This is a genomic window from Massilia sp. H6 (assembly GCF_024802625.1).
Classification (GTDB): domain Bacteria; phylum Pseudomonadota; class Gammaproteobacteria; order Burkholderiales; family Burkholderiaceae_D; genus Telluria.
Genome location: NZ_CP103371.1, coordinates 494438 through 511567 on the forward strand (window position 1 = coordinate 494438; position 17130 = coordinate 511567).

Annotated in this window: 16 protein-coding genes and 1 riboswitch; of the genes, 11 read left to right on the forward strand and 5 right to left on the reverse strand. The window is 65.0% G+C overall.

Going from position 1 to position 17130, the window contains the following annotated elements:
• Positions 1 to 36 precede the first annotated feature (36 nt).
• The 3 genes from dapF to NRS07_RS02240 all read right to left on the reverse strand — a co-directional run bounded on the left by dapF (position 37) and on the right by NRS07_RS02240 (position 2662).
• A complete protein-coding gene (gene dapF, locus NRS07_RS02230; protein ID WP_259210788.1) occupies positions 37 to 888 on the reverse strand; it encodes a diaminopimelate epimerase in 852 nt (283 codons plus the stop codon).
• Between the two features lie 62 nt (positions 889 to 950).
• Positions 951 to 1814, reverse strand: coding sequence for a lipid A biosynthesis acyltransferase (locus NRS07_RS02235; RefSeq protein WP_259210790.1), 864 nt, complete (start codon positions 1812 to 1814; stop codon positions 951 to 953).
• Positions 1811 to 2662, reverse strand: coding sequence for a lysophospholipid acyltransferase family protein (locus NRS07_RS02240; RefSeq protein WP_259210792.1), 852 nt, complete (start codon positions 2660 to 2662; stop codon positions 1811 to 1813). The genes NRS07_RS02235 and NRS07_RS02240 overlap by 4 nt, the downstream gene beginning before the upstream one ends.
• A 191-nt stretch (positions 2663 to 2853) precedes the next feature.
• Here NRS07_RS02240 and metK point away from each other — a divergent pair, with 191 nt between their 5' ends.
• From metK to metF, 5 genes are all read left to right on the forward strand, one after another.
• Entirely contained in the window at positions 2854 to 4020 is a 1167-nt protein-coding gene (metK, locus tag NRS07_RS02245; RefSeq protein ID WP_259210793.1) for a methionine adenosyltransferase, read from the forward strand.
• 285 nt (positions 4021 to 4305) lie between these two features.
• A complete protein-coding gene (locus tag NRS07_RS02250; RefSeq protein WP_259210794.1) occupies positions 4306 to 5676 on the forward strand; it encodes a sensor histidine kinase in 1371 nt (456 codons plus the stop codon).
• Between the two features lie 58 nt (positions 5677 to 5734).
• Positions 5735 to 5806, forward strand: a riboswitch (S-adenosyl-L-homocysteine riboswitch).
• A gap of 29 nt (positions 5807 to 5835) precedes the next feature.
• Positions 5836 to 7248, forward strand: coding sequence for an adenosylhomocysteinase (ahcY, locus tag NRS07_RS02255; protein WP_259210795.1), 1413 nt, complete (start codon positions 5836 to 5838; stop codon positions 7246 to 7248).
• Between the two features lie 99 nt (positions 7249 to 7347).
• Positions 7348 to 7704, forward strand: coding sequence for a phage holin family protein (locus NRS07_RS02260; RefSeq protein WP_259210796.1), 357 nt, complete (start codon positions 7348 to 7350; stop codon positions 7702 to 7704).
• Positions 7691 to 8521: a methylenetetrahydrofolate reductase [NAD(P)H] gene (gene metF, locus NRS07_RS02265; protein WP_259210797.1), complete on the forward strand. Its 831-nt coding sequence runs from the start codon at positions 7691 to 7693 to the stop codon at positions 8519 to 8521. Before NRS07_RS02260 ends, metF begins: the two co-directional genes overlap by 14 nt.
• Before the next feature lie 6 nt (positions 8522 to 8527).
• Here the strand turns inward: metF and NRS07_RS02270 are convergent, their stop codons facing one another.
• Complete coding sequence (locus NRS07_RS02270) at positions 8528 to 9121, reverse strand: 5-formyltetrahydrofolate cyclo-ligase (RefSeq protein WP_259210798.1); 594 nt, start codon at positions 9119 to 9121, stop codon at positions 8528 to 8530.
• Positions 9122 to 9152: 31 nt separating this feature from the next.
• On the opposite strand from NRS07_RS02270, the gene NRS07_RS02275 reads away from it, so the two are divergent.
• The 6 genes from NRS07_RS02275 (at position 9153) to NRS07_RS02300 (ending at position 16541) form a co-directional block, all read left to right on the forward strand.
• Entirely contained in the window at positions 9153 to 11171 is a 2019-nt protein-coding gene (locus tag NRS07_RS02275) for a lytic transglycosylase domain-containing protein (protein WP_259210799.1), read from the forward strand.
• Positions 11172 to 11190: 19 nt separating this feature from the next.
• Positions 11191 to 12153, forward strand: a complete 963-nt coding sequence (locus NRS07_RS02280; RefSeq protein WP_259210801.1) for a complex I NDUFA9 subunit family protein — start codon at positions 11191 to 11193, stop codon at positions 12151 to 12153.
• Positions 12154 to 12215: 62 nt separating this feature from the next.
• Positions 12216 to 12935, forward strand: coding sequence for a glutathione S-transferase family protein (locus tag NRS07_RS02285; protein ID WP_259210802.1), 720 nt, complete (start codon positions 12216 to 12218; stop codon positions 12933 to 12935).
• A 13-nt stretch (positions 12936 to 12948) separates the two neighbouring features.
• Positions 12949 to 14187 (forward strand): multifunctional CCA addition/repair protein, encoded by a 1239-nt coding sequence (locus tag NRS07_RS02290; protein ID WP_259213448.1) that lies wholly within the window; start codon positions 12949 to 12951, stop codon positions 14185 to 14187.
• 80 nt (positions 14188 to 14267) lie between these two features.
• On the forward strand, positions 14268 to 15806 hold the full coding sequence (locus NRS07_RS02295) for a diguanylate cyclase (RefSeq protein WP_259210805.1): 1539 nt from the start codon (positions 14268 to 14270) through the stop codon (positions 15804 to 15806).
• 90 nt (positions 15807 to 15896) lie between these two features.
• The gene (locus NRS07_RS02300; RefSeq protein ID WP_259210806.1) at positions 15897 to 16541 is read left to right on the forward strand and encodes a GNAT family N-acetyltransferase; all 645 of its coding nucleotides are present in this window, start codon (positions 15897 to 15899) and stop codon (positions 16539 to 16541) included.
• Between the two features lie 30 nt (positions 16542 to 16571).
• Here the strand turns inward: NRS07_RS02300 and NRS07_RS02305 are convergent, their stop codons facing one another.
• Complete coding sequence (locus tag NRS07_RS02305; RefSeq protein WP_259210807.1) at positions 16572 to 17087, reverse strand: Lrp/AsnC family transcriptional regulator; 516 nt, start codon at positions 17085 to 17087, stop codon at positions 16572 to 16574.
• Positions 17088 to 17130 lie beyond the last annotated feature (43 nt).

The following is a 17130-nucleotide window of genomic DNA, read 5'->3' on the forward strand; positions in this document are numbered from 1 at the left end:
CGTCGCAGCAGCTGGTAGCCCCGGTCGAGCCGATGCTCAGATATCGACTTCGCCTTCGAAGACAGTGACCGCAGGTCCGCTCAGATATACCGGCTGGCCGTCACCGGCCCAGGCAACACCGAGCTCTCCGCCGCGGGCCGATACCTGAACCGGGGAATCGAGCAAGCCGCGGCGGATGCCGGCCACGACCGCGGCGCAGGCGCCGGTGCCGCAAGCGAGCGTTTCGCCGGCGCCGCGCTCGTAGACGCGCAGGCGGATATGGTGGCGATCGACCACTTGCATGTAGCCGGCGTTGACCCGCTGCGGAAAGCGCGGATGCGCCTCGATCGCCGGGCCGGTCTGCTCTACCGGCGCGCTGTCGACGTCGGCGACCACCTGCACTGCGTGCGGGTTGCCCATCGAAACCACCGATACGAAGACCGTCTTGCCGTTCACCGGCAGCGGCCAGGTCGTGTCCTCGCCTTCGGCCCAGCCGCCCAAGCCAGCGCTGTCGAAAGGAACCGCCGCCGGTTCCAGCAGCGGGGCGCCCATGTCGACCGTGACGCTGCCATCGTCTTCGAGCCGAGGTGCGATGATGCCTTTCATGGTTTCGACGCGGATGCTGCGCTCGCTCGACAATCCCTTGTCGCTGACGAAACGCGCAAAAGCGCGCGCGCCATTGCCGCATTGTTCGACTTCGCCGCCGTCGCTGTTGAAGATGCGGTAGCGGAAGTCGCAGCCGTTGCCGCTGGGCCGTTCGACCACCAGGATCTGATCGGCGCCGATGCCGAAGCGGCGGTCGGCCAGGCGCCGCCATTGCTCCGTGCTCAGCGACACTTGCTGGTGGATCGCGTCGACGACGATAAAGTCGTTGCCGGCGCCGTGCATCTTGGTAAATTTCAATTTCATGGCGATGCTCAGTTCAAATGCTAAAAGAAGACGGGCTGCAGGATAGTCCAGCGGCCCCTGGCTCACTCGTAGAACGAGGCTTCTCCTGGCGGGCGGGTCTTGAAGCGCTTGTGGGTCCAGAAGTATTCAGCTGGCGCTTCGCGCGCGCGTTCCTCGATAAAGGCGTTCATGCGGCGGGTCGCCTCGACCATGTCGTCGCCCGGATAATTTTCCCACGCCGGGTAAAAGCGCACGCGCCAGCCCTGGTAATTGGGCAGATAGGTGGCGACCACCGGGATCACCTTGGCGCCGGTAGTCGCCGCGATGCGCCCCAGTGCGGTGAGCGTTGCTGCCGGAATGCCAAAGAAGGGCACGAACTCGGCATCCTTCGCGCCAAAATCCATGTCTGGCAGCATGAAATACGGCAGGCCGTCGCGCAGCGCGCGCAGGATCGGCTTGATGCCTTCCTTGCGCGTCACCAGCCGCACCGGTCCGTAACGTTCGCGCCCGTGGCGCAGCAGCGCATCGAATGCGGCATTCTTTTGCGGCACATACATGCTGCACACCGGAATGACCCGCGCAGCCACGCCTGCCACGTCGAGGCAGACGAAGTGTGGGCACAGCAGGATGGTCGGGCCGTCTTCCATCGCCGCCTGCGGCACTGCCGGCTCCACATGGATGAGTTTCCGCACGCGCGCTTTCGGCGCCCACCACAGGATCGCGCGCTCGAAGATGCTGCGCGCATAGGCGCGGAAATGCTGTTTCGCAAGCACATGGCGCTCGGACTCGGACTTCTCGGGGAAGCACAGGCGCAAGTTGGTCAGCGCGATGCGGCGGCGCTTGCCCAGCACCACGAACATCAGGCTGCCGACGGCTTCGCCCAAGCGACTCAGGATGGGTAGCGGCAAGAAATGCAGCAGCCACATAAAACCAAGCAAGACCCTCATGCCGCGGCTCCGCTTTCTGGCGCGGCCACGCCGTCCGGCTGCTTATAGCGGTTATAGCTCCAGAAATACTGCGCCGGGCAGCGTGCAATCAACTGCTCCATGGCGCGATTGATTTCGGCTGCCTGTTGGGCCGCCGGGCCTGACAGGTCACCCTCGAACGGAACGAAGCGCACGACATAGCCGGCGCCGCGCGGCAGGCGCTCGGCATACACCAGCACAATATCCGCCTTGCCCAGCTGGGCCAGCTTGCTGGGGAGCGTCATGGTGTAGGCGCTGCGCCCGAACCAGGGCGCCCAGACGCCTTCGCCTTCCTGTGGCACCTGGTCCGGAAGCAAGCCGATTGGCTGGCCGCCCTTCAGGGTCTTGGCCAGAATGCGCACGCCGCTGAGCGTGGCCGGCGCCAGATGCAGGTTGTGGCGCGCACGGGCGCCTTCGACCAGGGGTTTGAGCGCGCTCTTGCGCGGGGGGCGGTACATGACGGTCAGCGCGGTCTTGAGCGCAATCTGCTGCGCCGTCATTTCGAAGCAGCCCAGGTGCGGAGTCAGGAACACAATGCCGCGCCCGGCATCGAGGCCTTGCTGCACCAGTTGCCAGTTTTCGACGCTGGCATGGCGCGCCACGCGCTCGGGCCGCGCGCACCAGACAAAGGCCAGTTCGATGATCGCCTTGCCCGATTCCGCCACGGCCGCACGCAAGTGGCCTTCGTAGCCGGCTTGTGCCAGGTTGGCGCGCAGGCGCCGCCGATACGAAGAAGAAAGCAGGTAGACCAGCCAGCCGAGGCCAGACCCAAGGACGTGCAAAACCGGTAATGGAAATACCGATAGTGCACGGAATAAAATAACTAACATGCGATTGACCAGATTTGAAAGGAACGAGGCTTGCACCAGCAAAATTCTCGAAGGAAGCGTAAAATACCACCGAATGCAGGATCCGCCGAGTTAATAGACAACTTGCGAAGCGGAATATAAATGTCGCTAAAGCGTCGCAGGCACCCGTTGCTGCGGCATGTATACACCTATACAAAGTAACCGGAGCCTTCATGTCCAACGACTATCTCTTCACTTCCGAATCCGTCTCGGAAGGCCATCCCGACAAGGTCGCCGACCAGATTTCCGACGCCATCCTCGATGCCGTCCTGGAACAGGACCCGCGCGCGCGCGTCGCCGCCGAAACCCTGTGCAATACCGGCCTGGTGGTGCTGGCAGGTGAAATCACCACCCATGCCAACGTCGACTACATCACCGTGGCGCGTAACACCATCAAGCGCATCGGCTACGACAACACCGATTTCGGCATCGACTATAAAGGTTGCGCGGTGATGGTCTGCTACGACAAGCAGTCGCCCGACATCGCCCAGGGCGTGAACGAAGGCGCGGGCCTCGACCTCGACCAGGGAGCGGGCGACCAGGGCCTGATGTTCGGCTATGCCTGCGACGAAACCCCAGAACTGATGCCGGCTGCAATTTATTACGCGCACCGCCTGGTCGAGCGCCAGTCGCAGCTGCGCAAGGACGGCCGCCTGGCCTGGCTGCGCCCGGATGCCAAGTCGCAGGTCACCCTGCGCTACGTCAATGGCCGTCCGGTCGCGGTCGACACCGTTGTGTTGTCGACCCAGCACCATCCGGACGTGACGCATTCGCAGATCGAAGAAGCGGTGATCGAGGAAATCATCAAGCCGATCCTGCCGCGCGAGTGGCTCGAGGGCACCAAATACCTGGTTAACCCGACCGGCCGCTTCGTCATCGGCGGTCCGCAGGGCGATTGCGGCCTGACCGGACGCAAGATCATTGTCGATACCTATGGTGGCGCAGCTCCCCATGGCGGTGGCGCGTTCTCCGGCAAGGATCCTACCAAGGTCGACCGTTCGGCAGCCTACGCGGCGCGCTATGTCGCCAAGAACGTCGTGGCCGCCGGCCTGGCGCGCCAGTGCCAGGTGCAGGTCAGCTACGCGATCGGCGTGGCGCGTCCGATCAACATCACCGTCTACACCGAAGGCACCGGCGTGATTCCAGACGACAAGATCGCCCAGCTGGTCATGGAACATTTCGACCTGCGCCCGAAAGGCATCGTCCAGATGCTCGACCTGCTGCGCCCGATCTACGCCAAGACCGCTGCCTATGGTCACTTTGGCCGTGAAGAGCCAGAATTCACCTGGGAGCGCACCGACAAGGCAGCGCTGCTGCGGGCCGAGGCAGGCCTGGCCTAAGCCGGCGTCGAGCTTGGCGGATGCCGTCATCCGCCAAGCAGTTATCGTATTTCTGTATCCTTCCCCGCAGCCGGCTACCGGCGGCGCGCACGACGGTCCCCCCCCAGGCACCCTAGCCCGGGACCACGGCAGCGTTGTTCTAAAGTTACATTTCGGAACAAACTATGCTGTATTCCTCCGAACACTGTTGCATAATCCGATTTTTCATTGCGTCTGAGCATTGATCGATACGCGCAGCTGTGCCGCGCGATCCATCGCTGGCCCGCCTGGTTACCCGAAAGGCACATGCAACACCCTATCTTCAGCTCCAGTATTGCGTGCGAACTGGACGTCATCGCCTCACGGCAACGGGCGCGCCAGATCGCGACCGCTTGCGGTTTCAGCTCGCACGACCAGGCGCGCATCGCCACGGCAGTGTCCGAGCTGGCACGCAACGTGTTCAGCTATGCGCTCGAGGGCAAGGTGGGCTTTTCCCTGGCCGGCATGGCGGGAGCGCAGACGCTGGTGGTCGTGATCGAAGATGCGGGGCCGGGCATCGAAGGCTTGGACCGCCTGCTCGCGCGCGGCGATTCGGTGGACCAGCTCGCCGGCAGCGGGTTGCTGGCGGCGCGCCGTTTCATGGATACCTGCGACATCACGACCGGCAATTGCGGCACCCGCATCGTGCTGACCAAGCGGCTGCCGGCCAATGCCCGCATGGTATCGGCCGTCGAAGTCGCGCAGGGCATGGCCGGGGTTTCCCTGCCGAGCAATGTAGCGCTGTCCGAAGCCCATCACCAGAATCGCGAACTGACCGATGCACTGGCCGCCCTGCAAGAGCGCCAGGACGAGCTGGTCGAGGTGTCGCGCCGGCTGGAACAGACCAATGAGCGGGTCGAGCAACTCAATCACCAGCTCAATGAAAAAGCGGCATCGCTGATGTCCGCGGACCGCCAGAAAAACGAATTCCTGTCGATGCTGAGCCACGAGCTGCGCGGTCCGCTGTCGGCGGCGTCGATGGCGGCTCAACTGCTCAAGCAGCATCCCGAGGCTGCGCCCCAGACCATCAGCCTGAGCGACCTTATTAGCCGGCAAGTGAGCCACATGAGCCGCCTGGTGGAAGACTTGCTCGACGTCTCGCGTGTCAGCCGCGGGCTCATTTCGATAGTCCAGGCCGAAGTCGACATGCGCGACGTGGTACACGCCGCCATCGAGCAGATCATGCCGGCAGCCCAGCGCAAGGACCAGCGGGTCGACCTGACGTTGCCTGCTACCGCGTGCATGGTCGACGGCGATGCGACGCGCCTGGTCCAGGTCATTGGCAATTTGCTCGGCAATGCCATCCGCTACACCGGGCCGGGCGGCCAGATTGCATTGACGCTGGAAGAGCAGGGCGGACGCTGCGCGCTGCGTGTTGCCGACAATGGCCAGGGGATCGCCCCTGAGCTGCTGCCCCATCTGTTCGACCTGTACGTGCAGGCCGAAACGTCGTCGGATCGCCAGCATGGCGGCCTCGGGCTGGGGCTGGCACTCGTCAAGAGCCTGCTTGAACTACACGGCGGGACCGTGCTGGCGGCAAGCGAGGGCATCGGCCGCGGCAGTACCTTCGACATCAGCCTGCCACTGGCGCAGGCAGGTGCCATGGCGCGCGAACAGGAAGCACTGACCTCGGCTTGACCCGGACTGCAAGGGCCAGCACCTCTCGCATCGCGCCCACAGTCGTGTTAAACTTGCGCATTCCGAGGAGCGTTGCGACGAAGACATTGTTCTTCGCCAGGCTCGGATATCAACACCGCGCTCACGTATCTTTTTTCAACCCATTGAAAGGAGCGCGTGATGAGCGCCGTACTTAAAGATCTCAAAGACTTCCATATCGCCGACATCTCCCTGGCAGCCTGGGGCGAGAAGGAAATCCGTATTGCAGAAACCGAAATGCCGGGCCTGATGGCGATTCGCGAAGAATACGCCACCGCCCAGCCGCTCAAGGGCGCGCGCATTGCCGGTTCGCTGCACATGACCATCCAGACCGCGGTCCTGATCCGTACCCTGGAAGCCCTGGGCGCCGACGTGCGCTGGGCATCGTGCAACATCTACTCGACGCAAGACCACGCCGCCGCCGCGATCGCTGCAGTCGGCACGCCGGTGTTTGCGGTCAAGGGCGAAACCCTGGACGAATACTGGGAATACACCCACCGCATCTTTGAATGGCCGTCGGACAATCACGCCAACATGATCCTCGACGATGGCGGCGATGCAACCCTGCTGCTGCACCTGGGCGTGCGCGCCGAGCAGGATATCTCGGTGCTGGACAAGCCAGGTTCGGAAGAAGAAATCTGCCTGTTCAACTCGATCAAGGGACGTCTCGCACGTGATCCGTCGTGGTATTCCAAGCGCCTGCCATGCATCCTGGGCGTGACCGAGGAAACCACCACCGGCGTGCACCGCCTGTACCAGATGCACCTCGAAGGCAAGCTGGCCTTCCCGGCCATTAACGTCAACGATTCGGTCACCAAGTCGAAGTTCGACAACCTGTACGGCTGCCGCGAATCGCTGGTCGATGGCATCAAGCGCGCCACCGACGTCATGATCGCCGGCAAGGTCGCCGTCATCGCCGGCTACGGCGACGTGGGCAAGGGCTCGGCCCAGGCCATGCGCGCGCTGTCGGCCCAGGTATGGGTCACCGAAATCGACCCGATCTGCGCACTGCAGGCGGCGATGGAAGGCTACCGCGTCGTGACCATGGATTACGCGGCCGAACACGGCGACATCTTTGTCACCTGCACCGGCAACTATCACGTCATCACCGAGCAGCACATGCTCAAGATGAAAGACCAGGCGATTGTCTGCAACATCGGCCACTTCGACAACGAAATCGAAGTTGCCGCGCTCAAGAAATATGAGTGGGACAACATCAAGCCCCAGGTCGACCATGTGATCTTCCCGGATGGCAAGCGCATTATCTTGCTGGCCGAAGGCCGCCTGGTGAACCTGGGCTGCGGCACCGGTCACCCGTCGTACGTGATGAGCTCATCGTTCGCGAACCAGACCATTGCCCAGATCGAGCTGTTCGTCAACACCGCCCAGTATCCGGTCGGTGTCTACACGCTGCCGAAGCACCTGGACGAGAAAGTCGCGCGCCTGCAACTGCGCAAGCTTAACGCGCAGCTGACCGAGCTGACCGAAGAGCAGGCTGCCTATATCTCGGTGAGCCAGGCGGGTCCCTACAAGCCGGACCACTACCGTTACTGATCGGTAACTAATTGACGCGGGCGCTGTTGACAGCGCCCGTTTTTTCAACAGCCGGGCGTATCCAGACCGATGCGCCCGCGTACCACGAAAGCCGAAGCAATGCGCCTGCTCGTCACCTGGCTGATCAACGCCGCCGCCCTGATGGCCCTGCCATACCTGATGTCGTCCGTTTCCGTGTCCACCTTCACGACCGCGCTGATCGCCGCGCTCGTGCTGGGGCTGGTCAATACCCTGATCCGCCCGCTCCTGGTGATCCTGACGCTGCCAGTGACGGTCATCTCGCTGGGCCTGTTCATCCTGGTCATCAATGCCTTCCTGTTCTGGGTGGTCGCCCGGTATATCGACGGCTTCGCAGTAGCCGGATTCGGATCGGCCTTTATCGCCGCCATCCTGTACAGCATCATTTCGTGGGCGCTCGCTACCTTGCTCCTTAGAGATAAAGATGGAATCGCATAATTTTAGTATCGAATTTTTCCCGCCCAAGACCGACGAAGGCGCCGAGAAATTGCGCCTCGTGCGCCAGAAGCTGGCGCTGCTCGCGCCGAAGTATTTTTCGGTGACCTTCGGCGCCGGCGGCACGACCCAGCAGGGCACGCTGCAGACCGTGCTCGAGATCAAGTCCGAAGGTTTCGAGGCCGCGCCGCACCTGTCCTGCGTCGGCGGCACCCGCGAGTCGCTGCGCGCGATCCTGCGCCAGTTCCAGGATGCCGGCATTCGCCGCCTGGTGGCGTTGCGTGGCGACCTGCCAAGCGGCTATGGCGGTGCCGGCGAGTTCCGTTACGCCAGCGAGCTGGTCGAGTTCATCCGGCAAGAAACCGGCGACTGGTTCCACATCGAAGTGGCGGCTTATCCGGAAATGCACCCGCAGGCACGCTCGCCGCAAGACGACCTGCAAGCCTTTGCACGCAAGATCCAGGCGGGCGCGGATGCCGCGATCACGCAGTATTTCTACAATGCCGACGCGTATTTCCAGTTCGTCGACAACGCCCGCAAGCTGGGCGTCGACGTGCCGGTCGTAGCAGGCATCATGCCGATCACGAACACGACCCAGCTGCTGCGTTTCTCGGACATGTGCGGCGCCGAGATCCCGCGCTGGGTGCGCGTCAAGCTGGCCAGCTTCGGCGACGATTCGGCTTCGATCAAGGCCTTCGGGCTGGACGTGGTCACGGCGCTGTGCGAACGCCTGCTGGCCGGTGGCGCGCCGGGGTTGCACTTCTACAGCATGAACCAGGCCGTGGCGACCACGGCGATCTGGCAAAGGCTGGTGAAGTAATCGACGCTACGATTCCGTCATGATCTCATCGAGGGGGATGTCATATTCATTCAGATCGAATTCCACGAGCTGGGATGAATAGGCCACCCCCAGCGTCCTGGGGCGCGGCTCGGGCGCGAGCGTGCGGTCGTAGAATCCGCCTCCATAGCCCAGTCGGTAGCCCTGCGCATTAAACCCCAGGCAAGGAATGAGCAGGGCCTGCGGCCGCGCGACCATGCGCAAATCGGCCGGTACCGCCAGGCCCATGCTGTCGGCCACGGTCGGCTCGCCGGGCATCCAGGCGGCGAAGCCGAGCGCCGCGTCGCGCGCCAATACGATAGGCAAGGCCAGCCGTACGCCTTCCCCGGCCAATTCCGCGTACGCTGCACCCAAGTCGGGTTCGCCTTCGAGCGGCCAATATACTGCCAGTGAACCCGACGGATTTGCCCGTGACCAGGCCAGCACGCGCGCACCGATGCGCGCGTCCCAGGCGCGCTTGAGGTCCGGCGCGATGGCGCGGCGCCGCTCCTTGAGGGTGCGGCGCAACAGTGGTTTGTCGGGTGGCGCTTCCAGCCCTGGCAGCTGGCGCGATGCGCGTGATATTCTTGATTCGCCGGTCATGTTTGTATGCAGCGTAGAGTGAAAGTTGTAGATGGTTCAATCAAAATTGACGACCGGTTCCGTGCCGGGTGCCCTTGCCCTTGTGCTTGCTTCGTGGACGTTTACTGTCGGTAACGCCCAAGCCCAAGCCCTGCCTGACGCCGCCCGGACGAGCGCGCCGGTTCCGGCTGCGCCCGCCGTACCTGGCGCGGCAGCCCAGGATGTCCAGGCCGATGACGACACCTTCTTGCTGCTGCGCGAAGCGGCGCGCCAGAACGACGCGGCGCGCGCCAATGTCCTGGCCGCGCGCCTGCCGAATTATCCGCTGGCATCCTATGTCGACTATTATCGTCTGAAACCCCGCTTGCGCGACGCCACGGCCGAGGAAGTGCGCGAGGTGCTGCGGCGCCACGACGGCAGCGCGGCCGCCGAGCGCCTGCGCAGCGACTGGCTGCTCGAGATGGGGCGGCGCCGCGACTGGGCCGGCTTCGAGCGCGAACTGGGTCCGCAGGGCGGTGGCGAGCTGCAGGTGCGCTGCTACGCGCTGCTGGCGCGCGCCAGCCGCGGCGAGCAGGTCGCCACCGAGGCGCGCGCGCTGCTGCTCAACCCCGACAACTACGGCGAAGCCTGTGCCGCGCTGATCGCGCAGCTGTCCCAGGGGGGCCAGTTCACCCAGGACGATCTACTGTGGCAGCTGCGCATCGCCGGCGAAGCCAATGCCACCGGCCCGGCGCGGCGCGCGGCGGCGCTGCTTGGCGCCTCCGACGCGCGCGCGGGGCAGGCAGTCGACGTGCCAGCAGTCGCCATGGCGCGCGGCGTCGGCGATACGCGGGCCGAACGTGCGATCTACCTGGTGGCGATCGGCCGCATGGCGCGCACCAGCATCAAGCTCGCCGCGGTTGCGCTGGAAAAAAATAGTCCGAACCTGGGGCGCGAAGAACGCGCGATCGGCTGGGCCGGGATTGCCCATGCCGCCTCGATCGTGCTGGCGCCCGAGGCCCCCCTCTATTGGCAGCGCACCGATGGGGTCGCGCTGACCAGCGAACAACAGCAGTGGAAAACCCGCATCGCCCTGCGCAGCGGTGACTGGAAGACAGTGCGCGCCACCATCGAGGCAATGCCGGCCTGGCTGCGCGCCGACGGCTCCTGGACCTATTGGCTGGGCCGCGCCGACAAGCACGAAGGCAAGATGCTGGAAGCGACCGCACTGTTCGAGCGGATCGCCGTCCCGCACCATTTCTATGGCCAGCTTGCAATGGAAGAGCTAGGCCGCACGATTTCGGTGCCGCCCCCCGTGCTGCCTGTCAGCGCAAACGAGCTGGCCCAGGCCGGCGCCAACCCGAGCCTGCAGCGCGCGCTGAAGTTCTACGCCTTGCGCCTGCGCGCGGAAGGCAACCGCGAATGGAACTGGGCGCTGCGCGGCATGTCTGAACGTCAGTTGCTGGCCGCCGGAGAACTCGCGCGCCGCAATGATTTGCTCGATCGCATGGTCGAGACCTCGCTGCGCACGCGCACCGAGCTCGACTACGGACAACGTTTCCCGGCACCCCATTTCGAGGTATTGCAGCCGACCGCGCAGGGCCTGGGCCTTGACCAGGCCTGGGTCTATGGCCTGATTCGCCAGGAATCGCGTTTCATTACCGATGCGCGCTCCGGCGTTGGCGCTTCCGGCCTGATGCAGGTGATGCCGGCCACTGCCAAATGGGTGGCAGGCAAAATTGGAATGGATAACTTTGTTCAAAGCATGCTCAACGACTTGCGTACCAATATCACACTCGGCGCCAACTACATGAACATGGTATTAGGAAACTTCGACGGCAACCAGATCCTGGCCACCGCCGCCTACAACGCCGGGCCTTCACGGGCACGCAACTGGCGCGGCGTGCTCGAGCAGCCGATGGAGGGGGCCATCTTTGTCGAGAGTATTCCGTTCTCGGAAACGCGCGGCTATGTGCGCAACGTGATGGCCAACGCCACCAATTACGCCGCCGTATTCGAGCAAAAGCCGCAATCGCTCAAGGCGCGCCTGGGCTATGTGCAGCCGCGCGAACGCACCGCCATTCTTCCCTGATCCTGCCAAGGACAATGCCATGCGCGACCTGAACGTGGTGGTATTCGGTGCTACCGGCTTCATCGGCGGGCACCTGCTCGCACGCCTTGCCGAAGACGGCGTCAACACACTGGTGCCGACGCGCCACTATGAAAGCGCCAAGCACCTGAGCACCTTGCCCTACCTCGACCTCGAGGTGGCCGACATCCACGACGACGCCACCCTGCGCCGCCTGCTGGCCGGACGCGATGCCGCCATCAACCTGGTCGGGGTGCTGCATGGCGGCCATGGCACCCCCTATGGCCCGGGCTTTCGCAAGCTGCACGTCGACCTGCCGCGCCGCATCGCCGCGGCCTGCGCCGACGTGGGCGTGGCGCGCTACCTGCACATGAGCGCCCTGGGTGCGGACAGCGCCGGCCCCTCTATGTACCAGCGCTCCAAGGGCGATGGCGAACTGGCCGCGCGCAGCCAGCCGCGGGTAGCGGCCACCATCTTCCGCCCCTCGGTGGTGTTCGGCGAAGGCGACCATTTCCTGACCATGTTCGCTTCGCTCCAGCGCTACCTGCCGCTGGTGCCGCTGGCCGGCAGCGGCGCCCGCTTCCAGCCGGTGTACGTGGGCGACGTGGCCGCCGCTTTTGCGGCTGCACTGCGCGACCCGCACACCGCCGGCGCCACGATCGAGCTGGGCGGCCCGCAGGTCTATACCCTGGCCGAGCTGGTGCGCCTGGCCGGGCGCTATGCCGGCCACGAACGCCACGTGCTGGGCCTGCCAGACTCGGTGGCGCGCCTGCAGGCGAGGCTGTTCGAGCTGCTGCCGGGCGAGCCTGTCATCAGCCGCGATAATCTCGATTCGATGAAAACCGATAATGTGGTCCAAAAGCAAACAGGTGTCTTGACAGCCGAGGCGCTGGGAATCAAGCTCACCTCCATCGAGGCCGTTGCGCCGCACTACCTGGGCACAGGCAAGGGTCTCGACGACTACCGTGCGCGCGCGGGCCGGTAGTTGGCCGGTCTTTACCCGGCCTTTACCGGCACTTTCGCTCACCGCTTCGACCACAGGAAACCATGCAGACCATCGACCTCGACCCGACCCTGACCACCACCCTCGACCAGGCGCGCCAGCCCGGCTTGACGCTGGTAATCGGCAACAAGAACGTGTCGTCGTGGTCGATGCGGCCCTGGGTGGCCGCGGTTGCATTCGGCATCCCCTTCACCGAAGTGCGCGTGCTGCTCGACCAGCCCGATACTTCTACCAACATCGCGCGCTTTTCGCACGCCGGGCGCGTCCCGGTGCTGCTGGCCGGCGAGATCACCATCTGGGACAGCCTGGCGATCACCGAATACCTGGCCGAGCAGTTTCATGACAAGCCCATGTGGCCGCAAGACGTGGCCGCACGCGCGATGGCGCGCTCTATCGTGGCCGAGATGCACTCGGGCTTTGGCGAGCTGCGCAGCGCAATGTCGATGAATATCCAGGCCCGGCTGCCGGGCCGCGGCCGCACGCCGGGCGCCCAGGCCGACATCGGCCGCATCTGCGAGATCTGGGAAGACTGCTTGTCGCGCTACGGACACCACCGCTTCCTGTTCGGCGAGTTCTCGATCGCCGACGCCTTCTATGCGCCAGTGGTGTGCCGTTTCAAGACCTATGGCGTGGCGCTCGCGCCGGCGCTGCAGGCGTATTGCGAGCGTGTGCTGGCCCACCCGGCGGTGGCGCGCTGGATCGACGAAGCGATGCGCGAGGTCGATGCGACCCCGCAGCACGACCTCGACCTGCCGCAGCAATAAAGTGAGCGACAGCATCCGCAGCTTCGTGGTTGGCGGCGCCGTGCGCGACGCGCTGCTCGGGCGCCCGGTGACCGACCGCGACCACGTGGTGGTTGGCGCCACCCCCGAGCAGATGGTGGCCCAGGGCTTCAGACCGGTCGGCAAGGATTTTCCGGTCTTTTTGCATCCCGACACGCACGAAGAATACGCGCTGGCCCGCACCGAGCGCAAGACCGCGCCCGGCTACCATGGCTTCGTGTTCCACACCTCGCCCGAGGTCACGCTCGAACAAGACCTGGTGCGGCGCGACCTGACCATCAACGCCATGGCGCGCGCCGACGACGGCAGCATCGTCGACCCGCATGGCGGCCTGGACGACCTGCGCGCGCGCGTTTTCCGGCACGTCTCCGATGCCTTTGCCGAAGACCCGGTGCGCATCCTGCGCCTGGCGCGCTTTGCCGCGCGCTTTCCCGACTTTACCGTGCACCCGTCCACCAATGCGCTGATGAAAGCCATGGTCGACGCCGGCGAGGTCGACGCCCTGGTGCCGGAGCGGGTCTGGCAAGAGCTGGCGCGCGGCCTGATGGAAGCACGGCCGTCGCGCATGTTCGACGTGCTGCGCGACTGCGGCGCGCTGGCGCGCATCCTGCCCGAACTCGACGTGCTGTGGGGCGTGCCGCAACCGGCGGCGCACCATCCCGAGATCGACACCGGCGTGCACATCATGCTCGTCATCGACTACGCGGCCGCGCAGGGCTGCCCGCTCGAGGTGCGCTTCGCAGCCTTGACCCACGACCTGGGCAAGGGCACCACGCCGCCCGAACACTGGCCGGCGCACCACGGCCACGAAGGAGAGGGCGTCAAGCTGCTGGCGCACGTGTGCAAGCGCCTGAAAGTGCCCAACGAATGCCGCGACCTGGCCCTGATGACCGCGCGCGAGCACGGCAACGTGAGCCGCGCCCTGCAGCTGCGCGCCAACACCATCGTCACACTGTTCGAGCGTTGCGATGCCTTCCGCAAGCCGCAGCGCTTCGTCCAGATGCTGCTGGCGTCCGAGTGCGATGCGCGCGGACGCGGCCACCCCGATCACCCGATGCGCCACCAGGTGTATCCGCAACGGCCTTACCTGGAGCAGGCCCTGGATGCCGCGCGCGCGGTGAACGCGGGCGAAGTGGCGGCGCGCTTTTCCGCAGACCGCGCAAAAATTCCCGAGGCAGTGCATGCGGCCCGGGTGTCGGCGGTCAAGGCCGTGTTGCGCGAGGTGGACGCTTGATGCGCTCCACGAGGTGCGCGACTGATCCGCCGGCTTGCGTTATCCTGCGTGCATAACAACACCTGAGTAATGGAGAACACATGGTAGCCGTGCCGGCGCAGCGCGTAGCGAACTCGAGCGCGCGTCGCCGCCTGCAAATTGCCGCCGTCGCGGTGCTGGTGCTGGCATCGCTGCTCGCCTTCCTGTACATCCGGTCCGACGCGGCCGATCCCGCCGTGCGCAACGAAGTCATGCTCAACCTGCGCGAGCTCGAAAAGCTCGACGCCGAATGGGATGCCAATATCCTGCGCGCCCATATTGGCCGCGCCCCGGCCGCGCCGCAGCTGACCACCGGACTGCCGCGCATGCGCGACCTGATCGCCCGCGTCGGCGACGCCGTGTCCGAGGCGTCCAGCCCCGCGGTGCATACCGCCTATACCCAGCTGCGCGACGCCGTCCAGCGCAAGGAGATGCTGGCGATGCAGTTCGCGCGCCACAACCCGCAGCTGCGCGAAGCCTTGCTGTTCATGCCGCCGGCCGTGGCCGATCTCAAGACCGAGCTGGGTGGCATCGAAGGTGCGCTGGTGCCGGCCCGCATCGTGGTGCGGCTCGATGCCTCGCTCAATGCCCTGCTGACCGAGATCCTGCGCTACAACGTGACCCCGAGCGGCGCGCTGGCGGCGCGTATCGACCAGGTCCTGGGCGAGATCGCAGCGCAGAAAATCGCCTTTTCGCCGGCCCTGATAGAAAAGGTGGATGCCATCATCAAGTCTGCGCGCACCATCCTGGAGAAGCGGCCGCTGGAGAACCGGCTGGAAGGGCAGATCGCCGCGGCCGGCACCGGCGCCGCGCTCGACCGCCTCAGACGTGAATTCGACCGCTCGTTCGACACCGTGCTGCGCGAGCGCGAGCGCTATCGAACCTTTCTGTTCGCCTATTCGGCGCTACTGCTGGTGCTCTTGATGTATGCCGCCACGCGCTTGCGGCGCAGCTACCGCATCATTGGCGAGGTCAACCACCGGCTGCAGGCAGCCAACGAGACCCTCGAGCAGCGCGTGGCCGAGCGCACCGCCGAACTCGAGGCGCAGTCGAAGAAGCTCGAGCGCCTGGCCCAGCACGACAGCTTGACCGGCCTGATCAATTATCGCCAGCTGACCCGCCTGCTGGAGCGGGCGCTGGCGCGCGCCAACCGCCGCGATTCGGTGGTGGTGATCATGTTCATCGACCTCGACGGCTTCAAGCTGGTCAACGATACCTGGGGCCATGCCACCGGCGACCTGGTGCTGCAGATGGTGGCGCGCCGCGTCGAGCAAAAGCTGCGCGCCGAGGATGCGCTGGCGCGCCTCGGCGGCGACGAATTCGTGATCATGCTCGAAGAGGTCGCCTCGCGCGAGGGCGCGCTGCGGGTGGCCCAGCTGGCGCTCGACGAGATCCGTGCGGTGACCGAGGCCGACGGCCATCCGGTGACGATCTCGGCCAGCATCGGCATTTCCAGCGCCCGTGGCCAGGCTGGCGCTGCACGCGGCTCGGCCGCGCTGCTGGCCGAAGCCGACAAGGCCATGTACGAGGCCAAGCAGGCGGGCAAGGGTGGGTTCGTGGTCAGCCCGGCGGCGCAGTGGACCAGCGCCGCCGGCAATTGACCAGCGAGCGCGGCCGGCCGGCGTCCCGCATGTAACTGAAGAATCCGCTACAATCGCGCTATTGTTGCACTGCACAAAATAGGATTCATCATGCTGGACACTCCCTTTGGCCGCTGGCTGCGCGGCCTTGGCGGCAAACCCGGTCGGCCGGCCGTGCTGGTCAAAGAGCTCGGCGAGCGCGACCGCCGCCGTATCTTGCGCCATTTTCTTGCGCTCGACCCGAAAGATCGCCTGTTGCGCTTCGGCAGCATGATCCCGGACGACGCCATCGCCGCCTATGTCGGCAAGCTCGACTTCAAGCACGACATCGTGTTCGGTGTCGTCAACCGGGTGTTCCAGCTCGTTGGCGTCGGCCACCTGGCGTTTGCCCGGGCCGACAGCGCCAAGCCGACCACCAAGCAGCGGGTGGCGGAGCTTGGCATATCGGTATCGGCATCGGCCCGGGGCAAGGGCGTCGGTTCGCGCCTGTTCGACCGCGCCGCGATCCATAGCCGCAATTCCGACGTCGACACGCTGTACATGCAATGCCTGTCGTCGAATCAGACCATGATGCATATCGCCCGCAAGGCCGGCATGCAGATCAAGCGCGAGTTCGGCGAAGCCGATGCGTATCTGCAGATTCCCCCGCCCAGCCCGGGCAGCGTGATGGCCGAGGCGCTCGAAGAGCAATGGGCAGTCATCGATTACAACCTCAAGGCCAACGTCAGGGCGGCGGCGAAGTGGTTTTCCAGATAGGCGGCGCGCCAGTGCGCCCGCCTGCAACATTCACAGCGCTACCGGAAGTGCCGTGGTCTCCTTGATCCGCTGCAGCGCGAAGCTCGATTTCACATCCAGCACCGCCGGATGCTTGAGCAGCGTTCCCATCATGAAGCGCGAGAAATGGTCCATGTCCTCGACATGCACGCGCAGCAAAAAGTCCATCTCCCCAGTCATTGCATAGCAGGCCACCACTTCTGGCCAGGTACCGACCGACACGGCGAAATCGTTGCGTGGCGACGTGGCCGGCAAGCCCGGCGTGCCGCGCGCGCCACCCGCCACTTCGCTGTGCTTTTCCAGCCGCACGTTGACATAGGCCAGCAGGCCCAGTCCGATCTTGTCCGGGTCGACCAGCGCCACGTACTGGCGGATCACTCCGGCCTCTTCCAGGCGCTTGATGCGCCTCAGGCAGGGCGATGGCGACAGGTTCACGCGCTCGGCCACGTCCTGGTTTGACAGCCTGCCGTCCGACTGCAGCACCGCCAGGATTTTGCGGTCAGTCTTGTCGAGCTCGATTTTTGACATGTTTTCCTCTCTGAATTCGCCAACCCGGCAATTTTATTGCGCA

Coding starts and splice junctions, on each gene's coding strand:
- NRS07_RS02235 (WP_259210790.1), bottom strand. CDS start 1,814: ATGAGGGTCTTGCTTGGTTTTATGTGGCTGCTGCATTTCTTGCCGCTA.
- NRS07_RS02275 (WP_259210799.1), top strand. CDS start 9,153: ATGGTTCAATCAAAATTGACGACCGGTTCCGTGCCGGGTGCCCTTGCC.
- NRS07_RS02295 (WP_259210805.1), top strand. CDS start 14,268: ATGGTAGCCGTGCCGGCGCAGCGCGTAGCGAACTCGAGCGCGCGTCGC.
- dapF (WP_259210788.1), bottom strand. CDS start 888: ATGAAATTGAAATTTACCAAGATGCACGGCGCCGGCAACGACTTTATC.
- NRS07_RS02300 (WP_259210806.1), top strand. CDS start 15,897: ATGCTGGACACTCCCTTTGGCCGCTGGCTGCGCGGCCTTGGCGGCAAA.
- NRS07_RS02285 (WP_259210802.1), top strand. CDS start 12,216: ATGCAGACCATCGACCTCGACCCGACCCTGACCACCACCCTCGACCAG.
- NRS07_RS02240 (WP_259210792.1), bottom strand. CDS start 2,662: ATGTTAGTTATTTTATTCCGTGCACTATCGGTATTTCCATTACCGGTT.
- ahcY (WP_259210795.1), top strand. CDS start 5,836: ATGAGCGCCGTACTTAAAGATCTCAAAGACTTCCATATCGCCGACATC.
- NRS07_RS02260 (WP_259210796.1), top strand. CDS start 7,348: ATGCGCCTGCTCGTCACCTGGCTGATCAACGCCGCCGCCCTGATGGCC.
- metF (WP_259210797.1), top strand. CDS start 7,691: ATGGAATCGCATAATTTTAGTATCGAATTTTTCCCGCCCAAGACCGAC.
- NRS07_RS02250 (WP_259210794.1), top strand. CDS start 4,306: ATGCAACACCCTATCTTCAGCTCCAGTATTGCGTGCGAACTGGACGTC.
- NRS07_RS02280 (WP_259210801.1), top strand. CDS start 11,191: ATGCGCGACCTGAACGTGGTGGTATTCGGTGCTACCGGCTTCATCGGC.
- metK (WP_259210793.1), top strand. CDS start 2,854: ATGTCCAACGACTATCTCTTCACTTCCGAATCCGTCTCGGAAGGCCAT.
- NRS07_RS02305 (WP_259210807.1), bottom strand. CDS start 17,087: ATGTCAAAAATCGAGCTCGACAAGACTGACCGCAAAATCCTGGCGGTG.
- NRS07_RS02270 (WP_259210798.1), bottom strand. CDS start 9,121: ATGACCGGCGAATCAAGAATATCACGCGCATCGCGCCAGCTGCCAGGG.